This window comes from Streptomyces sp. NPDC057424 (genome assembly GCF_042803315.1).
GTDB lineage: Bacteria > Actinomycetota > Actinomycetes > Streptomycetales > Streptomycetaceae > Streptomyces.
Genome location: NZ_JBHVCP010000002.1, coordinates 103,538 through 123,582 on the forward strand (window position 1 = coordinate 103,538; position 20,045 = coordinate 123,582).

The 20,045-nt window shown below is 67.1% G+C and carries 16 protein-coding genes and 1 pseudogene; 3 read left to right on the forward strand and 14 right to left on the reverse strand.

Translation table 11 applies throughout. The features are described 5' to 3' along the window. Positions 1–71: 71 nt before the first annotated feature. From ACFU3E_RS02650 to ACFU3E_RS02670, 5 genes are all read right to left on the reverse strand, one after another. The gene (locus ACFU3E_RS02650) at positions 72–719 is read right to left on the reverse strand and encodes a hypothetical protein (RefSeq protein ID WP_384150866.1); all 648 of its coding nucleotides are present in this window, start codon (positions 717–719) and stop codon (positions 72–74) included. A 158-nt stretch (positions 720–877) separates the two neighbouring features. After that, on the reverse strand, positions 878–1,123 hold the full coding sequence (locus ACFU3E_RS02655; protein ID WP_384150869.1) for a hypothetical protein: 246 nt from the start codon (positions 1,121–1,123) through the stop codon (positions 878–880). 218 nt (positions 1,124–1,341) lie between these two features. Further along, complete coding sequence (locus ACFU3E_RS02660; protein ID WP_384150872.1) at positions 1,342–1,896, reverse strand: hypothetical protein; 555 nt, start codon at positions 1,894–1,896, stop codon at positions 1,342–1,344. Positions 1,897–2,015: 119 nt separating this feature from the next. Further along, positions 2,016–2,216, reverse strand: a complete 201-nt coding sequence (locus tag ACFU3E_RS02665; RefSeq protein ID WP_384150875.1) for a DUF397 domain-containing protein — start codon at positions 2,214–2,216, stop codon at positions 2,016–2,018. Next, the gene (locus ACFU3E_RS02670; protein ID WP_384150878.1) at positions 2,213–3,091 is read right to left on the reverse strand and encodes a helix-turn-helix domain-containing protein; all 879 of its coding nucleotides are present in this window, start codon (positions 3,089–3,091) and stop codon (positions 2,213–2,215) included. The genes ACFU3E_RS02665 and ACFU3E_RS02670 overlap by 4 nt, the downstream gene beginning before the upstream one ends. Before the next feature lie 152 nt (positions 3,092–3,243). Between ACFU3E_RS02670 and ACFU3E_RS02675 the strand changes: the two genes are divergently transcribed. From ACFU3E_RS02675 to ACFU3E_RS02685, 3 genes and pseudogenes are all read left to right on the forward strand, one after another. Continuing rightward, a complete protein-coding gene (locus ACFU3E_RS02675) occupies positions 3,244–3,654 on the forward strand; it encodes an ATP-binding protein (RefSeq protein WP_384150882.1) in 411 nt (136 codons plus the stop codon). A gap of 294 nt (positions 3,655–3,948) precedes the next feature. Continuing rightward, positions 3,949–4,795 (forward strand): annotated as a pseudogene (locus ACFU3E_RS02680) (helix-turn-helix domain-containing protein). Positions 4,796–4,881: 86 nt separating this feature from the next. Continuing rightward, positions 4,882–5,229, forward strand: a complete 348-nt coding sequence (locus tag ACFU3E_RS02685; protein ID WP_384150885.1) for a hypothetical protein — start codon at positions 4,882–4,884, stop codon at positions 5,227–5,229. A gap of 139 nt (positions 5,230–5,368) precedes the next feature. Here the strand turns inward: ACFU3E_RS02685 and tuf are convergent, their stop codons facing one another. The 9 genes from tuf to rplJ all read right to left on the reverse strand — a co-directional run bounded on the left by tuf (position 5,369) and on the right by rplJ (position 19,865). Then, positions 5,369–6,562 carry an elongation factor Tu gene (tuf, locus tag ACFU3E_RS02690; protein WP_033308978.1) on the reverse strand — a complete coding sequence of 398 codons (1,194 nt, stop codon included), beginning with the start codon at positions 6,560–6,562 and terminating at the stop codon, positions 5,369–5,371. A 156-nt stretch (positions 6,563–6,718) separates the two neighbouring features. Next, entirely contained in the window at positions 6,719–8,845 is a 2,127-nt protein-coding gene (fusA, locus tag ACFU3E_RS02695; protein WP_384150890.1) for an elongation factor G, read from the reverse strand. A 39-nt stretch (positions 8,846–8,884) separates the two neighbouring features. Beyond that, a complete protein-coding gene (gene rpsG / locus ACFU3E_RS02700) occupies positions 8,885–9,355 on the reverse strand; it encodes a 30S ribosomal protein S7 (RefSeq protein ID WP_003992340.1) in 471 nt (156 codons plus the stop codon). 2 nt (positions 9,356–9,357) lie between these two features. After that, the gene (gene rpsL, locus ACFU3E_RS02705) at positions 9,358–9,729 is read right to left on the reverse strand and encodes a 30S ribosomal protein S12 (RefSeq protein ID WP_003948652.1); all 372 of its coding nucleotides are present in this window, start codon (positions 9,727–9,729) and stop codon (positions 9,358–9,360) included. Positions 9,730–10,050: 321 nt separating this feature from the next. After that, complete coding sequence (locus ACFU3E_RS02710; protein WP_384150894.1) at positions 10,051–10,572, reverse strand: DUF1707 and DUF4190 domain-containing protein; 522 nt, start codon at positions 10,570–10,572, stop codon at positions 10,051–10,053. A 205-nt stretch (positions 10,573–10,777) separates the two neighbouring features. Beyond that, positions 10,778–14,677 (reverse strand): DNA-directed RNA polymerase subunit beta', encoded by a 3,900-nt coding sequence (locus tag ACFU3E_RS02715; RefSeq protein ID WP_384150897.1) that lies wholly within the window; start codon positions 14,675–14,677, stop codon positions 10,778–10,780. 94 nt (positions 14,678–14,771) lie between these two features. Next, positions 14,772–18,257 (reverse strand): DNA-directed RNA polymerase subunit beta, encoded by a 3,486-nt coding sequence (rpoB, locus tag ACFU3E_RS02720; RefSeq protein ID WP_384150900.1) that lies wholly within the window; start codon positions 18,255–18,257, stop codon positions 14,772–14,774. A gap of 572 nt (positions 18,258–18,829) precedes the next feature. Then, positions 18,830–19,219, reverse strand: coding sequence for a 50S ribosomal protein L7/L12 (rplL, locus tag ACFU3E_RS02725; RefSeq protein WP_033308983.1), 390 nt, complete (start codon positions 19,217–19,219; stop codon positions 18,830–18,832). Positions 19,220–19,334: 115 nt separating this feature from the next. Continuing rightward, positions 19,335–19,865: a 50S ribosomal protein L10 gene (gene rplJ / locus ACFU3E_RS02730; RefSeq protein ID WP_384150903.1), complete on the reverse strand. Its 531-nt coding sequence runs from the start codon at positions 19,863–19,865 to the stop codon at positions 19,335–19,337. Positions 19,866–20,045 lie beyond the last annotated feature (180 nt).

The following is a 20,045-nucleotide window of genomic DNA, read 5'->3' on the forward strand; positions in this document are numbered from 1 at the left end:
GAGTGCCCATGGCCGGAGCTCCTGTCAATGGCTCGTTACAAACTCTTAGCCGCCGCGTGTCGGCCGCCAGTTCAATCCGTGAAGCGGAATGTCGACGTGATCGCGTCGAAGATGTCGAAGAACGAGTCCGCGAGGTCGAGGACCTGGCTGCTGCCGGCGACCAGGGCCACCTTGCCCTCCTGGCCCGGAACCGGGATGTACGTCTGCACCAGCACAGCGCGGATCGTGCGGTTGAGCGCGTCGCCGGGCACGGCGATGTCCTCGATGCCGTACGTCCGTGCGGCCGGGCCGACTCCGGGGATGTCGACGGTCGTCACCTTCCGCCAGGAGTCGCCCTCACGCTTGGCCTCCTTGACGGCCAGCTGGCTCGCGATGACGGCCGGGTCGTTCGACAGCGGCTCACCGCGCTCGTTGCGGCCGCCGACCAGGGAGACGGTCACCGAGCCGGTGATCGGCGTGTCCCCGCCGAAGCTCTCCGCCATGCAGCCGCAGTACAGCGCGCCCGACTTCCACGCGTCCGCGGCGGCCTTCTGGAGGAAGTCGACGTACGTGTCCCGGTACTGCTCCAACTCCGGCCGCTGCCGCACCCGTTCGCTCACCATCCGCCGGATCGAGTCGTCCCGCGACTCCGGCCGTACGTCGAACTCCCACCACGACTCCGGCACCTTGATCCGGAAACCGCCCCGCTCGACGGTCAGTGCCTCCATGTAGCGGGCCATGACGCCGGCCTCCCCGTTCGCTCGATCACTCGGTGACTCGGTGACTCGGTCGCTCGGTCGCTCGGTCACTCGGTCACTCGTGCGGACATCGTGCCACCGTGCCGTGTGCCACCGCCGTCCCGGGGCCCGGTCGGCTCACTCCTCCAGCAGCCTGAGCCTCAGGCATGTGTGTGCGCTGGTTCGGGGTTCTGCGGCAGGTCGGGTTCGCGGCGTATCGGGCTCATGAGGAGGATCAGCCAGGAGAGCGCGACGACACCCGTCATGATCCACATGGCCGACCGGTACCCGACCGCGTCACCGATCAGGCCGACATCGGTGGAGTCTGCGTCCAGCACCACGACCGCGATCAGCGGCAACGCCACCACGGTGATGCCGTTGCCCAGCCCACTGACGGTCTCGCCCACCCAGAGCAGGCGGAAATCCCGGTGAGCGAAGACTCCCCATCGTCTTCGGGGCCGGTCCGGTGTGTCATTCGTCGGGTGCACCCGAGGCATCATGCCGTGCGCTCCGGGCCGGGCTTCCGGCCGGAACGAGCTGGTGCCGCATCAGGCACCGTTCGCCTCGTCGATCTCACGCACGCGTACGCGCTCGGCCACCAGGACAGGGGGGCGCTGTCACGCGGTCACGCGCCGTCAGCTCTCTCGCTTCCTGCCCCTCGCCCGGCAGCGGATGCCGCCCCTGCGACCGTCCAAGTCGCCATGCCCCACAGGGAGAGCGCAGAAGTAAGGCCCACCACGAGGCGAACCGTCTCGTCCGGGCCGTTCGTGAGCCAGACGGTCATGCCAGTCGCCCCGGAAGCGATCAACAGGGCCGCCGGTATGCGCAGTCGGGGCTGCTCGAACACCGCCGCCAACGGCAGGAAGTGGAGCCCCACGACAACCGCGATCAGCGGGGGAATGAGCACCGGCACCCCGACGTAACGGCAGACTGCGGCAATGGCGATGATCAGCAGCCACTGGAGCCCGTTGATCTGGTTGAACCGCCGACGTCGGTCAACGGGGAATGGCCCCCCTGCCGAGGAGGGAAGGAAACGGCGCGCGGCGAGCATCAGCCCCACCATGACGGCACAGCCGACTGCGACCAGGACCTGCCGCACTGACCCTTCGAACGCGCTCGAGCCCAGCAGCCACCAGCCGAGCCCGAACAACGCGAGGAACCCCACCCCTGACTTGAACATGATCGAGACCCTAGGCCGAGGAGCAACCCGCCGGTAGAAGGATTCTCAACTTGGCGCGGGCCGTTTCGATCGACGTCCTCATCCGCAGCCGCACAGGGCGAACGTGGTCCGATGCGGTACTAGACGGACGCCACGAAGTCCGACCAGGCCCTCGGCGCGAGCGCGAGGCGGGGGCCACTGGCCTGCTTGGAGTCGCGGACGTGGATCACACCCGTCGTCGTCGCGATCTCCACACAGGAGTCGCCGTCAGGGCCACTGCTGTAGCTGCTCTTGAACCACGCCAGTTCGGAGGCGTCCCCGATCGAGGACTTGCGGATCATGTCTCTCCCAGCAGTTGCTCAATGAAGGCCAGCGACTCCCGTGGTGGAAGGGCCTGAGCTCGGATGGTGCCATACCGCAGTTCGAGGACCCGGATCTGCTTCGGATCGGTGGTCGGCCGCCCGCTGAACGCACCATCGGAACGCCCCACCGCCGAACCGTCCCCGAACTTCAGCACCTCGATCCTCCCGTTCAGGCCGGGATGGGCCTCGCTGCTCGTCGGCATCACCTGAAGCCTGACGTTACGCAACCGCCCCACCTCCAGCAGGCGCTCAAGCTGCTGACGCCAGACCATTGTGCCCCCAACGGGGCGCCGCAGCGCCGCTTCCTCCTGGACGAAGCTGAGCGACGGCGACGGCGACCGCTCGAACACGGACTGCCGTGCCGTACGCGCGGCCACCAGACGCTCCACCTCGTCCGGCGAGTACGCGGGCTGCCAGGACTCGAACAGCGCTCGCGCATGATCCTGGGTCTGCAACAGGCCGTTGATGGTGATGCTTTCGTACACCCCGATCTCAACCGCCTGCCCCTCCAGCTTGGCCAGCTCCCGCACCTTCTTGGGATACCGGACCCTCTTCACGTCCTCCCACGTCGCCGCGATCAGCCCACCCGCCCCCAGCACCTCATCAGCCCTGACCAGATAGTCCTGCCGAGGAATCCGCTTGCCGCCCTCGATCTTGTAGACCAGGTCCTCGCCGTATCCGACCGCCGCCCCGAACTCGGCGGCCCGCATCCCCACCGCCTCCCGCCGCAGCTTCAGTTGCCGCCCGACGGTGGCGATGACCGCGACGCCCCACTCGTCGTCCGGATCCACCTCCCAACCCGGCTCATCCGCCTCGCCCTTGAGCCGACCCGCGTCCGTCTCGACCGCCGTCATCCCGCACCCTTCCGTCGTACGACCGTGCCCAGCGCCCTACCCGTACGCCCGGCTCCGACAGCCCGGACACGACCGGACAAGCTCCGGACAGTCACCGTACGCACCCGCTGAGTCACTGTTCACGGTAAGCGCGGGCCGCCACGCTGAGTGACGTGACGCAGAAATCCCCCGAACCCACCACCACGATCCGCCACTTCAGCATCCAGCTGTCCCCCACCCCACGCGGCGCCCGCCTGGCCCGTCTCCTGGCCGTCGAACAACTGCGCTCCTGGGGACTGCTGTTGGACCCGGCGAGGCAGGTCATCGCAGAGCTGTCGGCCAACGCGGCGCAACACGGCCGCATCCCCGGACGCGACTTCCACCTGCTCCTCTACGTCGTCACCGACACCCTCCGTATCGAGGTCACCGACACCCGCGACGACCGACTGCCGTCACCCCAACTCCCCTTCCCGGACTCCGAGTCCGGCCGCGGCCTGCTCCTCGTCGACGCACTCGCCGACCGCTGGGGCGTCACCCCGGGCCCGCCGCCACGCAAGACCGTCTGGGCCGAACTCACCCTCTGACCACGAAGCACCGGGTTCCGACATCTCGCGCTCCGGTGCCGCGGGCGGTCTCCCTCAAGGACCACGAGGAGGAAAGAACCCGACCAAGCCCCACCCCTCCCGCCCAAGGCCGCCGCCTCACTCACGCGGGTGAACATCGCCGACTCAGCTGGATTCGGGGGCCATTGCCTGCCCTACGCTCAGCGCAACACAACCGCAGACATGCGACGGCCCCCGCCGGGACGGCAATCCCAGTGCGAGGGCCTGACCACCGAGGAAGAAGAGACCTTCCTGACGGATACGCAGAACCCTAGCGTGCCCTCGCACGCCCACACCCCCGCAACCGGGAAGAAGCACCCGAACCGGCGGCACCCCAAGGCCGGCCTGGTGCACGACAACGCCCGCCACACCACCCGCTTCACGGTGATCGGCAACCACCTCGCCCAGCATCCGGAGCTGTCGCTGCTCGCGATCGGGCTGGGCGTGCACATCCAGTCGCTCCCGGCGGGCGCCCGCATCGACATCAAGTCCCTCGCCGCCCGCTTCCCCGAGGGCACGACCCGAATCGCCGCCGCCCTTAGCGAACTGGAATCCCACGGCTACCTGCGCCGCACCCGCGAACGCGTCCCCGACGGCCGGATCATCCACCCGCACGATCTCCTGCAACCGGCCCGGCCACCGTACGGACGGCACCCACACCCCGGTACGGCCGGCGCCCGCCCCGCGGAAGCGGACCCCCGCGAAGCCCCTCCCCTCCGTCCCCGCCTGCCCCTCCCCCGCCCTCCTCCAGCAGGCCACGGACCTCCTCGCGGACCTCCGCCGTCACAACTCCCGCCTGCTCCTCTCCGCCCGCGACACCGCCCACCTGGCGCCCGGTGTCGCCGCCTGGCTCGAACGCGGCGTCACCCCGGCCGCCGTACGCCAGGCCCTGACCGCCGGCCTCCCCCCGGAGGACCTGCGCCGCGCGGCCGCCTTCCTGGCCCACCGCCTCGCGGCCCAGCTGCCGCCACCGCCCCCGTTCCGGGCGCCCGCACCACCGCCGGCCGTCCGTCACCCGTTCCAGACCTGCGACGGCTGCGACCGCGCCTTCCGCGCCCCGGCCCCCGGCCGCTGCCACGACTGCCGGCACGACCAGGCCGAGCTCTACTTGGGAGCGACGTGAGCCGAAAGCAGCCCGCACAGGTCACAGCCTTCCCTCGCGGCGCCGACGGGACAGCCGGGCCGGGGCACTGCCTGGCAGTGGACACGATGAGCGCTCATGCCGACCACGGACATGAGCTGATCCCCCGCCCTCAGCAGACTCCTGACGCCCTGCGCGCGGCCCTCGCCGCCGTCGATCCGGCCCGGCTGGAAGAGATGCAGGCCACCAAGGACGACGCCTTCGCCAAGGCGGTCGCGTGGCAGTCGCTGAGCCCGGTGCAGAGCTGGGTGCTGACCTGGGCCAGGGACATCGAGATCGCCCGGCGCCCCGACCTGTCCACGCGCTACGCCCAGGCGAAGGGCAACCTCGAGCACGAGGACCCTGCCATCGCCCGAGAGGCCCTGCGCGAACTGAGCGCTGTCCTGGACGAAGCCCTGAAGGCAGTCCGCGGGTGAGCTGGAAAAGGGACGGTGACAGCCCTGGCGCTCCTCGTCCTCGGACAGTCTGCGCACAGCAAAGGGGCCCGCACGACCGAAGTCGTACGGGCCCCTTCGAGCCACTCAGGTCAGTAGACCCTCAAGCCAGTCCGAAGACTCACTTGTTGATCTTGGTGACCTGGCCGGCGCCCACGGTCCGGCCACCCTCACGGATGGCGAACTTCAGGCCCTCCTCCATGGCGACGGGCTGGATGAGCTCCACCTTCATCTCGGTGTTGTCACCCGGCATGACCATCTCGGTGCCCTCGGGGAGGGTCACCACGCCGGTCACGTCCGTCGTACGGAAGTAGAACTGCGGGCGGTAGTTGTTGAAGAACGGCGTGTGGCGGCCACCCTCGTCCTTGGACAGGATGTAGGCCTGCGCCTCGAACTCGGTGTGCGGGGTGACCGAGCCCGGCTTGATGATGACCTGGCCGCGCTCGACGTCCTCGCGCTTGATGCCACGGAGGAGCAGACCGACGTTCTCACCGGCCTGGCCCTCGTCGAGGAGCTTCCGGAACATCTCGATGCCGGTGACCGTGGTGGTGGTCTTCTCGGTCTTGATGCCGATGATGTCGACGGTCTCGTTGACCTTCAGGACACCACGCTCGATACGGCCGGTGACGACCGTACCGCGACCGGTGATCGTGAAGACGTCCTCGATCGGCATGAGGAACGGCTTGTCGACGTCGCGCTCCGGCTCCGGAATCGCGGTGTCGACGGCGTTCATGAGCTCGAGGACGGAGTTGCCCCACTCCTTGTCGCCCTCGAGGGCCTTCAGAGCCGAGACCTTGACGACGGGAACGTCGTCGCCCGGGAACTCGTACTCGGAGAGGAGCTCACGGACCTCGAGCTCGACGAGCTCCAGGATCTCCTCGTCGTCCACCATGTCGGCCTTGTTCAGCGCGACGACGATGTACGGAACGCCGACCTGGCGGGCCAGGAGCACGTGCTCCTTGGTCTGCGGCATCGGGCCGTCGGTGGCGGCGACCACGAGGATGGCGCCGTCCATCTGCGCCGCACCCGTGATCATGTTCTTGATGTAGTCCGCGTGACCGGGGCAGTCGACGTGGGCGTAGTGACGCGTCTCGGTCTGGTACTCGACGTGCGCGATGGAGATGGTGATACCGCGCTGGCGCTCTTCAGGAGCCTTGTCGATCTGGTCGAAGGCCGAGGCCTCGTTCAGGTCCGGGTACGCGTCGTGCAGCACCTTGGTAATGGCGGCCGTGAGGGTCGTCTTACCGTGGTCGATGTGACCGATGGTGCCGATGTTGACGTGCGGCTTAGTCCGCTCGAACTTCGCCTTCGCCACTGGGGTCCTCCTGGGGAGTGGTTCTGGTACGCCTTACTCATCGGCGCCAGGTGATCTTTGCTGGAAAGCCCGGGCCCCGGGGCATTCTCACCACGATTGCGGCGGAATGCCCCTCAAGGCTCCGGAGTCAAGCCTACGGCGTGTAGACGCGGTGCGTTACTCGCCCTTGGCCTTCGCGATGATCTCCTCGGCGACGTTCCGGGGAACCTCGGCGTAGGAGTCGAACTGCATGGAGTAGCTCGCACGGCCGGACGTCTTGCTGCGCAGGTCGCCGACGTAGCCGAACATCTCCGAGAGGGGCACGAGGCCCTTCACGACGCGGGCACCGGCCCGCTCCTCCATGGCCTGGATCTGACCACGGCGGGAGTTGATGTCGCCGATGACCTCACCCATGTAGTCCTCGGGCGTGGTGACCTCGACGGCCATCATCGGCTCAAGGAGCACGGGGGACGCCTTGCGCGCGGCCTCCTTGAAGGCCTGCGAACCGGCGATCTTGAACGCGAGCTCGGAGGAGTCGACCTCGTGGTAGCCACCGTCGATGAGCGTGACGCGGACGCCCGTCATCTCGTAGCCCGCGAGGATGCCGAACTGCATGGCCTCCTGCGCACCGGCGTCCACCGAAGGGATGTACTCCTTCGGGATACGGCCACCGGTGACCTTGTTCACGAACTCGTACGAGGCGTCGCCGCCCTCGATCGGCTCGATCGCGATCTGCACCTTGGCGAACTGGCCGGTACCACCAGTCTGCTTCTTGTGCGTGTAGTCGACGCGCTCGACGGTCTTGCGGATCGTCTCACGGTAGGCGACCTGCGGCTTGCCGACGTTGGCCTCGACCTTGAACTCACGGCGCATACGGTCGACCAGCACCTCGAGGTGCAGCTCGCCCATACCACCGATGATGGTCTGGCCGGTCTCCTCGTCCGAGTGGACCTGGAAGGACGGGTCCTCCTCGGCCAGGCGCTGGATGGCGACACCCAGCTTCTCCTGGTCGCCCTTGGACTTGGGCTCGATGGCGACCTGGATGACCGGCGCCGGGAAGTCCATGGACTCCAGGATCACCGGGTTCTTGTCGTCGGACAGCGTCTCACCGGTGGTGGTCTGCTTCAGGCCCATGACGGCGACGATGTCGCCGGCGCCCACCGAGTCGATCTCCTCACGCTTGTTCGCGTGCATGCGGTAGATCTTGCCGATGCGCTCCTTCTTGCCCTTGACGGAGTTCAGCACGGCGGTGCCGGACTCCAGGCGGCCCGAGTAGACCCGGACGAAGGTGAGCTTGCCGAGGTGCGGGTCGCTCATGATCTTGAACGCGAGCGCGGCGAGGGGCTCGTCCTCCGACGGCTTGCGCGCGATGACCTGCTCCGGGTCCTTGACGTCGTGGCCCTCGATGGCCTCGACGTCGAGCGGGGTGGGCAGGTAGCGCACGACCGCGTCGAGCAGGGGCTGAACGCCCTTGTTCTTGAACGCGGTGCCGCAGAACACGGGGGTGACGGTGGTGCCGTCGCCCTTGCCGGACGCGATCGTGATACGGCGGATCGCGGCGTAGAGCTGCTCCACGGTGGGCTCGGTGCCCTCCAGGTACAGCTCCATCAGCTCTTCGTCGTTCTCGGCGACGGCCTCGAGCAGCTTGCCGCGGTACTCCTCGGCAGCCTCGGTGTGGGTGTCCGGGATGTCGACGGTGTCGTACATCTCGCCCTTGGTCGCCTCGGCCGACCAGACCAGGGCCTTCATCGTCACGAGGTCGATGACGCCCTTGAAGTCCGCCTCGGCACCGATCGGCAGCTGCATGATCAGCGGCTGGGCGCCCAGGCGGTCCGAGATCATGTCCACGCAGCGGTGGAACTCGGCGCCGGTACGGTCCAGCTTGTTGACGAAGCAGATACGCGGCACGCCGTAACGGTCGGCCTGACGCCACACCGTCTCGGACTGCGGCTCGACACCGGCGACACCGTCGAACACCGTCACGGCACCGTCGAGCACGCGCAGGGAGCGCTCCACCTCGACGGTGAAGTCGACGTGACCCGGGGTGTCGATGATGTTGATGGTGTAGTCGTTGTCCTCGAGCGGCCAGTGACAGGTGGTCGCAGCAGACGTGATCGTGATGCCACGCTCCTGCTCCTGCTCCATCCAGTCCATGGTGGCAGCGCCGTCGTGGACCTCACCGATCTTGTACGACACGCCGGTGTAGAACAGGATCCGCTCGGTGGTGGTCGTCTTGCCCGCGTCGATGTGGGCCATGATCCCGATGTTGCGGACCTTGGCCAGGTCAAGTGAAGTGGTAGCCATAAGGCTTCAGTCTTCTCTCGGTCTCGATGTGGGTAGCGACTACCAGCGGTAGTGCGCGAAGGCCTTGTTGGACTCGGCCATCTTGTGGGTGTCCTCGCGCTTCTTCACAGCGGCACCGAGGCCGTTGGAGGCGTCGAGAAGTTCGTTGAGCAGACGCTCGGTCATGGTCTTCTCGCGACGGGCGCGGGAGTAACCGACCAGCCAGCGCAGCGCGAGCGTGTTGGCGCGACCGGGCTTGACCTCGATCGGAACCTGGTACGTCGCACCACCGACACGGCGGGACTTGACCTCGAGGGTCGGCTTGATGTTCTCCAGCGCGCGCTTCAGCGTGATGATCGGGTCGTTGCCCGTCTTCTCACGCAGACCCTCCATGGCGCCGTAGACGATGCGCTCGGCGGTGGAGCGCTTGCCGTTCAGCAGCACCTTGTTGATGAGCGACGTGACCAGAGGAGAACCGTAGACCGGGTCGATGATGACCGGGCGCTTCGGGGCGGGGCCCTTACGAGGCATTCTTACTTCTCCTTCTTGGCGCCGTAGCGGGAACGGGCCTGCTTGCGGTTCTTGACACCCTGGGTGTCGAGGGAGCCACGGATGATCTTGTAGCGAACACCCGGCAGGTCCTTCACACGGCCGCCGCGCACGAGCACGATGGAGTGCTCCTGCAGGTTGTGTCCCTCACCCGGAATGTAAGCGGTGACCTCGATCCCGCTGGTCAGACGCACACGCGCGACCTTACGCAGGGCCGAGTTCGGCTTCTTCGGGGTGGTCGTGAACACACGCGTGCAGACGCCCCGGCGCTGAGGGGAACCCTCGAGTGCGGGCGTCTTGTTCTTCTCGACCTTGTCCTGCCGGCCCTTGCGGACCAGCTGCTGGATCGTAGGCACTACTTCTCCGGTTTCTGTGTGCCGAATGGTGAAGCTAACCTGGAACATCTCCGACCCACGCGGTCGGGTGTGTCGAATCCCGCGGACTCCCGCCGCCAGGCAGAAATAAGCGCAGATTGCGATGGCCGGTGTCAGCTCGCCGTGTGGTTCATGGCACACACGCAAGCCAGGGCACACCCCAGGCACAAGGTCTGAGCGTACCTACCGCATTCGCTGCGGTCAAAACAAATGGGCACCGCCCGCATCGCCATGCGGGACATGTCAAGCCCCCGAGCCGTTGTCGATCTTCAATTCGGCGGCGAGTGTCCGATATGCATACGTTCACGATGCTACGACGGACACCACCGTGAGCAACACCAGAACGAGTGCCCAGCCTGCCGTGGACAACCACCCGAGCACCAGTCCGGTCAGCGCGAGCCCGTCCCCCAGCTCTCCCCGGCTGCGGATCTCGGCCCGGGCCACATGCCCCAGCACGACGGCCGGGATCCCGGTCAGCCCCATGGTCGGCACGCACAGCAGTCCGCACACCCCGGCCGCGACGGCCTTCCCGTTGGTCCGCGGCCGCGGCACGGGCAGGAACGTCGGCGGCACGGGCACGACCGGGGCCGACTGCGACAGCGGCCCCTGCGGCAGATCCGCGACGAGCAGCGCCAGCTCCCCCACGGTCCGCGCCGCGTACGCCCGCCCCACCCGCTCCTCGAACTCGCCCTGCTCCATCCGCCCCTCGCCGTACCCGGCTCTGAGGACATCCACGGCCCGCTCCCGATCGGCGTGCGACGCGAGCATCGACGGGGCCCCGGAGCCCTGCCAGGGCTGCCAGGACGGATAGGGCGGCTGCGACACGGAGCACCTCCCCCGGGGGGCCTGAGTCCTTCCATGATGCGCCGAAGCGGGGGTTCCGGCACAGAGGTACGGCCACGGAAGGGCACCGCGTGTCGGCCGGACGGCCGGCAGCAGCCACCGCGCCCGGGGGCGGAGATCCGCCCCCGGAACGCCGAAGGGCGGCCACCCCCGTGAGGGTGGCCGCCCTTCGGCTCAAGCGACTCGCTTACTGGTTGTACGGACCGTAGTCGTAGTCCTCCAGCGGAACGGCCTGGCCGGAGCCCGTGCCGAACGGCGAGTAGTCGATGTCGTCGTAGCCGACGGCCGAGTACATCGCGGCCTTGGCCTCCTCGGTCGGCTCGACCCGGATGTTGCGGTAGCGGGACAGACCCGTACCGGCCGGGATGAGCTTACCGATGATGACGTTCTCCTTGAGGCCGATGAGGCTGTCGGACTTGGCGTTGATCGCCGCGTCCGTCAGGACTCGGGTCGTCTCCTGGAAGGAGGCGGCCGACAGCCAGGATTCCGTCGCCAGCGAGGCCTTGGTGATACCCATGAGCTGCGGACGACCCGAGGCCGGGTGACCGCCCTCCTGGACCACACGACGGTTCTCGTGCTCGAACTTCGAGCGCTCGACCAGCTCGCCGGGCAGCAGCTCGGCGTCGCCGGACTCGATGATCGTCACGCGGCGCAGCATCTGCCGGATGATGATCTCGATGTGCTTGTCGTGGATCGACACACCCTGCGAGTTGTAGACCTTCTGGACCTCGCCGACCAGGTGGACCTGGACGGCACGCTGACCCAGGATGCGCAGCACGTCGTGCGGGTTGGTGGCACCCACGGTGAGCTTCTGGCCCACGTCGACGTGCTCGCCCTCGCTGACCAGGAGCCGGGCACGCTTCGAGATCGGGAACGCCGTCTCGTCGCTGCCGTCGTCCGGGGTGACGACGATCTTCTTGGTCTTCTCGGTCTCCTCGATCCGCACCCGGCCCTGGGCCTCGGAGATCGGGGCGACACCCTTCGGGGTACGGGCCTCGAAGAGCTCGACGACACGCGGCAGACCCTGGGTGATGTCGTCACCGGCCACACCACCGGTGTGGAAGGTACGCATCGTCAGCTGGGTACCGGGCTCACCGATGGACTGGGCGGCGATGATGCCGACCGCCTCACCGATGTCGACCAGCTTGCCGGTGGCCAGCGAACGGCCGTAGCACATCGCGCAGGTGCCGACGGCGGACTCGCAGGTCAGGACCGAGCGGGTCTTGACCTCCTCGACGCCGCGCTTGACGAGCTCCTCGATGAGGACGTCGCCCAGGTCGGTACCGGCCGGGGCCAGCACCTGCCCCTCGACCACGATGTCCTCGGCGAGGCAGCGCGCGTACACGGACGTCTCGACGTCCTCCGTCTTGATCAGCGCGCCCTCGGCGTTGCGGTCGGCGATCTTCAGACGCAGACCGCGCTCGGTGCCGCAGTCCTCCTCGCGAATGATGACGTCCTGGGAGACGTCGACCAGACGACGCGTGAGGTAACCCGAGTCGGCGGTACGCAGAGCGGTGTCCGCCAGACCCTTACGGGCACCGTGCGTGGAGATGAAGTACTCCAGCACGGACAGGCCCTCACGGAAGGAGGCCTTGATGGGACGCGGGATCGTCTCGTTCTTCGCGTTCGACACCAGACCACGCATACCGGCGATCTGACGCATCTGCATCATGTTGCCTCGTGCACCCGAGTTCACCATCATGAAGATCGGGTTGGTCTTCGGGAAGTTGTCGTTCATCGCCTCGGCGACCTCGTTGGTCGCCTTGGTCCAGATCGCGATGAGCTCCTGCGTGCGCTCGTCCTTGGTGATCAGACCGCGCTCGTACTGCTTCTGGACCTTCTCGTCCTGCGCCTCGTAACCCTTGACGATCTCCTTCTTCGCCTCGGGAACGACGACGTCGGAGATGGCCACGGTGACGCCGGAGCGGGTCGCCCAGAAGAAGCCGGCCGCCTTCAGGTTGTCGAGCGTCGCCGCCACGATGACCTTCGGGTAGCGCTCGGCGAGGTCGTTGACGATCTCGGAGAGCTGCTTCTTGCCGACCTCGTAGTCGACGAACGGGTAGTCCTCGGGCAGCAGCTCGTTGAAGAGCGCGCGGCCCAGGGTGGTGTTCAGCCGGAAGGTGTCACCCTGCTGCCACTCGGGCTCGCCCTCCTCACGCGCCGGCGGGGTCCAGCCACGCGGCGGGATGGTGCCGACCGGGAAGCGGACGTCGATCTTCGACTGGAGCGAGAGCTCGCCCGCGTCGAAGGCCATGATCGCCTCGGCGACCGAGGCGAAGGAACGGCCCTCGCCCTTGAGGTCGCGCATCTCGCCGTCGGTGGTGAGGAAGAACAGACCGAGGACCATGTCCTGGGTCGGCATCGTCACCGGGCGGCCGTCGGCCGGCTTGAGGATGTTGTTCGAGGACAGCATCAGGATGCGGGCCTCGGCCTGCGCCTCCGCGGACAGCGGCAGGTGCACGGCCATCTGGTCACCGTCGAAGTCCGCGTTGAACGCGGTGCAGACGAGCGGGTGGATCTGGATGGCCTTGCCCTCGACCAGCTGCGGCTCGAAGGCCTGGATGCCGAGGCGGTGCAGCGTGGGCGCACGGTTCAGCAGAACCGGGTGCTCCGCGATGACCTCTTCCAGCACGTCGTACACGACCGTGCGGCCGCGCTCGACCATGCGCTTGGCGCTCTTGATGTTCTGCGCGTGGTTCAGGTCGACCAGGCGCTTCATCACGAACGGCTTGAAGAGCTCCAGCGCCATCGCCTTGGGCAGACCGCACTGGTGCAGCTTCAGCTGCGGACCGACGACGATCACGGAACGCGCGGAGTAGTCGACGCGCTTACCGAGCAGGTTCTGACGGAAGCGGCCCTGCTTGCCCTTCAGCATGTCGCTGAGGGACTTCAGCGGGCGGTTACCGGGACCGGTGACCGGACGGCCACGGCGGCCGTTGTCGAACAGCGCGTCGACGGCCTCCTGGAGCATGCGCTTCTCGTTGTTCACGATGATCTCGGGCGCACCGAGGTCGAGAAGGCGCTTCAGGCGGTTGTTCCGGTTGATCACACGGCGGTACAGGTCGTTCAGGTCGGAGGTCGCGAAGCGGCCACCGTCCAGCTGCACCATCGGACGCAGGTCCGGCGGGATGACCGGCACGCAGTCGAGCACCATGCCCTTGGGGCTGTTGCTGGTCTGCAGGAACGCGGAGACGACCTTCAGGCGCTTGAGCGCACGGGTCTTCTTCTGGCCCTTGCCGGTACGGATGATCTCGCGGAGGCGCTCGGCCTCCTCGTCGAGGTCGAAGGACTCCAGGCGCTTCTGCAGCGCCGCGGCACCCATCGAGCCGTCGAAGTACGTGCCGAAGCGGTCACGCAGCTCGCGGTAGAGCAGCTCGTCGCCCTCGAGGTCCTGGACCTTGAGGTTCTTGAACCGGCTCCACACCTCGTCGAGACGGTCGATCTCGCGCTGCGCACGGTCGCGCAGCTGCTTCATCTCGCGCTCGGCACCCTCGCGCACCTTGCGGCGCACGTCGGCCTTGGCGCCCTCGGCCTCGAGCTCGGCCAGGTCGGTCTCGAGCTTCTTGGCGCGGGCCTCCAGGTCGGCGTCGCGGCGCTGCTCGATCTGCTGGCGCTCGACGGAGACGTGGGCCTCCAGCGAGGGCAGGTCGCGCGTACGGCGCTCCTCGTCGACGTACGTGATCATGTACGCCGCGAAGTAGATGACCTTCTCGAGGTCCTTGGGAGCCAGGTCGAGCAGGTAGCCCAGCCGGCTCGGGACACCCTTGAAGTACCAGATGTGCGTGACGGGCGCGGCGAGCTCGATGTGGCCCATCCGCTCACGACGCACCTTGGCGCGGGTGACCTCGACGCCACACCGCTCACAGATGATGCCCTTGAAGCGGACACGCTTGTACTTGCCGCAGTAGCACTCCCAGTCCCGGGTCGGACCGAAGATCTTCTCGCAGAAGAGTCCGTCCTTTTCGGGCTTGAGCGTGCGGTAGTTGATCGTCTCGGGCTTCTTGACCTCGCCGTGGCTCCACTGACGGATGTCGTCAGCGGTGGCCAGACCGATCCGGAGCTCGTCGAAGAAGTTGACGTCGAGCACTATGCGTCAATCCCTCTCAGGGTTGTAAGTCATGGGGTCTGATACGGGGGTCCTGGGGCCGGAGGCCTTCATGGTGAAGGCCTCCGGACTCCCGTCAGACCTCTTCGACGCTGCTCGGCTCACGCCGGGACAGGTCGATGCCAAGCTCCTCCGCAGCGCGGAAGACGTCCTCGTCGGTGTCGCGCATCTCGATGGACATGCCGTCCGAGGACAGCACCTCCACGTTGAGGCACAGGGACTGCATCTCCTTGATGAGCACCTTGAAGGACTCGGGGATGCCGGGCTCGGGAATGTTCTCGCCCTTGACGATGGCCTCGTAGACCTTCACGCGGCCGGTGACGTCGTCGGACTTGATGGTCAGCAGCTCCTGGAGGGCGTACGCGGCGCCGTAAGCCTCCAGCGCCCACACCTCCATCTCACCGAAGCGCTGGCCACCGAACTGGGCCTTACCACCCAGCGGCTGCTGGGTGATCATCGAGTACGGACCGGTCGACCGGGCGTGCAGCTTGTCGTCGACCAGGTGGTGGAGCTTCAGGATGTACATGTAGCCGACGGAGATCGGCTCCGGGAACGGCTCGCCGGAGCGGCCGTCGAACAGCGGCGCCTTACCGGTCGGGAGCACCATGCGCTCGCCGTCGCGGTTCGGGATGGTGTGGTTCAGCAGACCGGCCAGCTCGTCCTCACGCGCACCGTCGAAGACGGGGGTGGCGACGTTCGTGCCGGGGGCGACCTGGTCGGCCTCGATGGCCTGCAGGCGCTGCGCCCAGTCGTCCGCGAGGCCGGAGACGTCCCAGCCGCGGCTGGCGAGCCAGCCGAGGTGGATCTCCAGGACCTGTCCCGGGTTCATTCGGGACGGGACACCCAGCGGGTTGAGGATGATGTCGACCGGGGTGCCGTCCTCCAGGAACGGCATGTCCTCGATCGGCAGGATCTTCGAGATGACGCCCTTGTTGCCGTGACGGCCGGCGAGCTTGTCACCGTCGGTGATCTTGCGCTTCTGCGCCACGTACACGCGCACCAGCTGGTTCACACCGGGGGGAAGCTCGTCGCCCTCCTCGCGGTCGAAGACGCGGACGCCGATGACCTTGCCGATCTCGCCGTGCGGCACCTTCAGCGAGGTGTCGCGCACCTCGCGCGCCTTCTCACCGAAGATCGCGCGGAGCAGGCGCTCCTCGGGGGTCAGCTCGGTCTCACCCTTGGGCGTGACCTTGCCGACGAGGATGTCGCCGGCGACGACCTCGGCACCGATACGGATGATGCCGCGCTCGTCGAGGTCGGCGAGGACCTCCTCGGAGACGTTCGGGATGTCCCGGGTGATCTCCTCCGGGCCGAGCTTGGTGTCACGGGCGTCGACCTCGTGCTCCTCGATGTGGATCGAGGAGAGGACGTCGTCCTGCACGAGGCGCTGCGACAGGATGATCGCGTCCTCGTAGTTGTGACCCTCCCACGGCATGAACGCCACGAGCAGGTTCTTGCCCAGCGCCATCTCGCCGTTCTGGGTGGCCGGACCGTCGGCGAGGATCTGGCCCTCGATGATCCGGTCGCCCTCGTTGACGATGACCTTCTGGTTGACCGAGGTGCCCTGGTTGGAGCGGGCGAACTTGGCCAGGCGGTACGTGATGTACGTGCCGTCGTCGTTGGCGGTGGTGATGTAGTCCGCGGAGACCTCCTGGACCACACCGGGCTTCTCGGCCTTGACCACGTCGCCGGCGTCGGCCGCGGAGCGGTACTCCATGCCGGTGCCGACGAGCGGGGACTCGGACTTAATCAGCGGCACGGCCTGACGCATCATGTTCGCGCCCATGAGGGCACGGTTGGCGTCGTCGTGCTCGAGGAAGGGGATCATGGCGGTCGCGACGGACACCATCTGGCGCGGCGAGACGTCCATGTAGTCCACGTCCTCGCCACCGACGTAGTCGACCTCGCCGCCCTTGCGGCGGACCAGCACGCGGGCCTCGGCGAAGCGGAGTTCGTCGGTGAGCGGCGCGTTGGCCTGCGCGATGACGAAGCGGTCTTCCTCGTCGGCCGTGAGGTAGTCGACCTGGTCGGTGACCTGGCCCTCGAAGACCTTGCGGTACGGGGTCTCGACGAAACCGAACGCGTTGACCCGGCCGTAGGTGGCGAGCGAGCCGATCAGACCGATGTTCGGGCCTTCGGGCGTCTCGATCGGGCACATGCGGCCGTAGTGCGACGGGTGCACGTCACGGACCTCGAAGCCGGCCCGCTCACGGGACAGACCACCCGGGCCGAGCGCGGAGAGACGCCGCTTGTGCGTCAGACCCGACAGCGGGTTGTTCTGGTCCATGAACTGGGACAGCTGGCTGGTGCCGAAGAACTCCTTGATGGAGGCGACGACCGGCCGGATGTTGATCAGGGTCTGCGGCGTGATCGCCTCGACGTCCTGGGTCGTCATCCGCTCGCGGACGACACGCTCCATACGCGCCAGACCCGTACGGACCTGGTTCTGGATGAGCTCGCCGACGCTGCGCAGACGGCGGTTGCCGAAGTGGTCGATGTCGTCGGTCTCGACGACGATGTTCGTACCGCTGTCGCCGACCGTCTCGGTCTCGCCCGCGTGCAGCTTCACCAGGTACTTGATCGTCGAGATGATGTCCTCGACGGTCAGGATGCCCGCGTCCAGCGGAGCGTCCGCACCCAGCTTCTTGTTGACCTTGTAGCGGCCGACCTTGGCCAGGTCGTAGCGCTTGGGGTTGAAGTAGAGGTTCTCGAGCAGCGTCTGCGCGGCCTCACGCGTGGGGGGCTCGCCCGGACGCAGCTTGCGGTAGATGTCGAGCAGCGCGTCGTCCTGACCCTGAGTGTGGTCCTTCTCCAGGGTGGCGCGCATGGACTCGTACTCGCCGAACTCCTCGAGGATCTGCTCGGTGGTCCAGCCGAGCGCCTTGAGCAGGACGGTGACGGACTGCTTGCGCTTGCGGTCGATGCGGACACCGACCATGTCGCGCTTGTCGATCTCCATCTCCAGCCAGGCACCCCGGGACGGGATGATCTTCGCGGAGAAGATGTCCTTGTCGGACGTCTTGTCGATGGAGGAGTCGAAGTAGACACCGGGCGAACGGACGAGCTGCGACACCACGACACGCTCGGTGCCGTTGATGACGAAGGTGCCCTTGTTCGTCATGAGCGGGAAGTCGCCCATGAAGACCGTCTGGGACTTGATCTCCCCGGTCTCGTTGTTCGTGAACTCGGCGGTGACGAAGAGCGGGGCCGCGTACGTGAAGTCGCGCTCCTTGCACTCGTCGATGGAGTTCTTCGGCGGCTCGAAGCGGTGGTCGCGGAAGGTCAGCGACATCGACCCGCTGAAGTCCTCGATCGGGGAGATCTCCTCGAAGATCTCCTCGAGCCCGGACTTGGTGGGGACGTCCTGACCGTTCTCGAGAGCCTCCTCGACCCGACTCTGCCAGGCGGTGTTGCCGAGCAGCCAGTCGAAGCTCTCGGTCTGCAGCGCGAGCAGGTTCGGAACCTCGAGAGGCTCCTTGATCTTTGCAAAAGAGATGCGCAGCGGGGCAGTGCTGGCGGCGTTGTTCGTATTCGCGGTCGAGGCGTTGCGCGAGGCGGCCAAGAGGGGGTCCTTCCGAGGGCTCGGACTCACTACGCGCGTACCGGCCCCTCTCCCGTACACAGAGACAAGCTGTGTCCCTCCGGCCTTAAGGCCAGGTCAGACAGATCTTGTCGTCGATGCTCGGGCGAGGGCAGACCCCTGGTGACGGGCAGGGGACAGCTAACAGGCAGCGCAAAGGGTCAGTGTAGCCACTTGGCACACTGATGTCCAGTGCGGGTCGTGAAACCCGTGTTCACCCTCGTTGTTCCACTCCTGCGACAAGGCGCTGCCCTCAACGCACGTTAGTACTGCCCTCTTCGTCGCCGATCCATGCCTCGGATTCGGATCCTGTGACGACGCGTCCTGAGAATTGCGCGCTGCGTGCGGTTCGTCAAGGGCCCCCTGCCCGATCCGGGGCCGCCCGGAGACACGACGAAGATCACCATACCCCCCGTCACCGGGGCTTCAAGGCAACCGTGGCCGGCCCCCGAGAACGCCGAAGAGCGACCACCCGGATGGATGATCGCTCCTCGGCGCTTGCGCGTTACACGTCCAGCCGGACGTGTCGTGGATCCTGGCGGATCCGAGAGGTGTTACTTGACCTCGACGGAGGCGCCGGCGCCCTTGAGGGACTCGGCGGCCTTCTCGGCGGCGTCCTTGGCGACCTTCTCGAGAACGGGCTTCGGGGCGCCGTCCACGAGGTCCTTGGCCTCCTTCAGACCCAGGGAGGTCAGCTCACGCACGACCTTGATGACCTGGATCTTCTTGTCGCCGGCACCCGTGAGGATGACGTCGAACTCGTCCTGCTCCTCAGCGGCCTCGGCGGCGGCGCCACCAGCGGCACCACCGGCGACGACGACCGGCGCGGCAGCGGCGGCGGTGACGTCGAACTTCTCCTCGAACGCCTTCACGAACTCGGAGAGCTCGATGAGGGTCATCTCCTCGAACTGCGCGAGCAGGTCTTCCTGGCTGAGCTTCGCCATGATTGGCGGTCCTTCCACTAAATCGGCAGGTGCCGGATGTACATGTGAGGCGGGCGTACTACTGGCCCGCTACGGTCGCCGCGTTCAGGCAGCGGCGGCCGGGATGCGAGCCGAGTTACTCGGCACCGCCCTGCTCGTCCTGCTTGGCACGGAGCGCGTCCACGGTGCGGACGAGCTTCGACGGCAGCGCCTGGAAGACAGAGGCAGCCTGGGACTGCTTGCCCTTCATGGCACCGGCCAGCTTGGAGAGCAGAACCTCGCGGGACTCGAGGTCCGCAAGCTTCTTGATCTCATCGGCGGACAACACCTTGCCGTCAAGGACGCCGCCCTTGATGACGAGGTTGGGGTTGTCCTTGGCGAAGTCACGGAGACCCTTCGCCGCCTCGACCGGGTCACCGGTCACGAAGGCGACGGCCGACGAACCCGTGAAGAGGTCGTCCAGCGTCGTGATCCCGGCCTCGTTGGCCGCAATCTTGGTCAGCGTGTTCTTCGCCACACGGTACTGAGCGTTCTCACCGAGTGAACGACGCAGCTTCTGGAGCTGCGCGACGGTGAGACCGGTGTACGCGGTAACGACAGCAGCGTTGGAGTTGCGGAACTTGTCCCGCATCTCCTCGACGGCATCGACCTTGTCAGGCCTCGCCATGAGCCTCGGCCTCCTTCCGGGTGATTCGGACCGCGCGGACCCGAAGGAGGACTGGGGAAAACGAAACGCCCCGGCGCAAGCGCACGGGGCGTAGCTCGACCGGCTTCACGCACGCACGAGGCGGCGGGCTCCGGGAGCTTCTCCAGTGTCACCTGCGCGGGTCGTCCGCCGTTCAGCGGA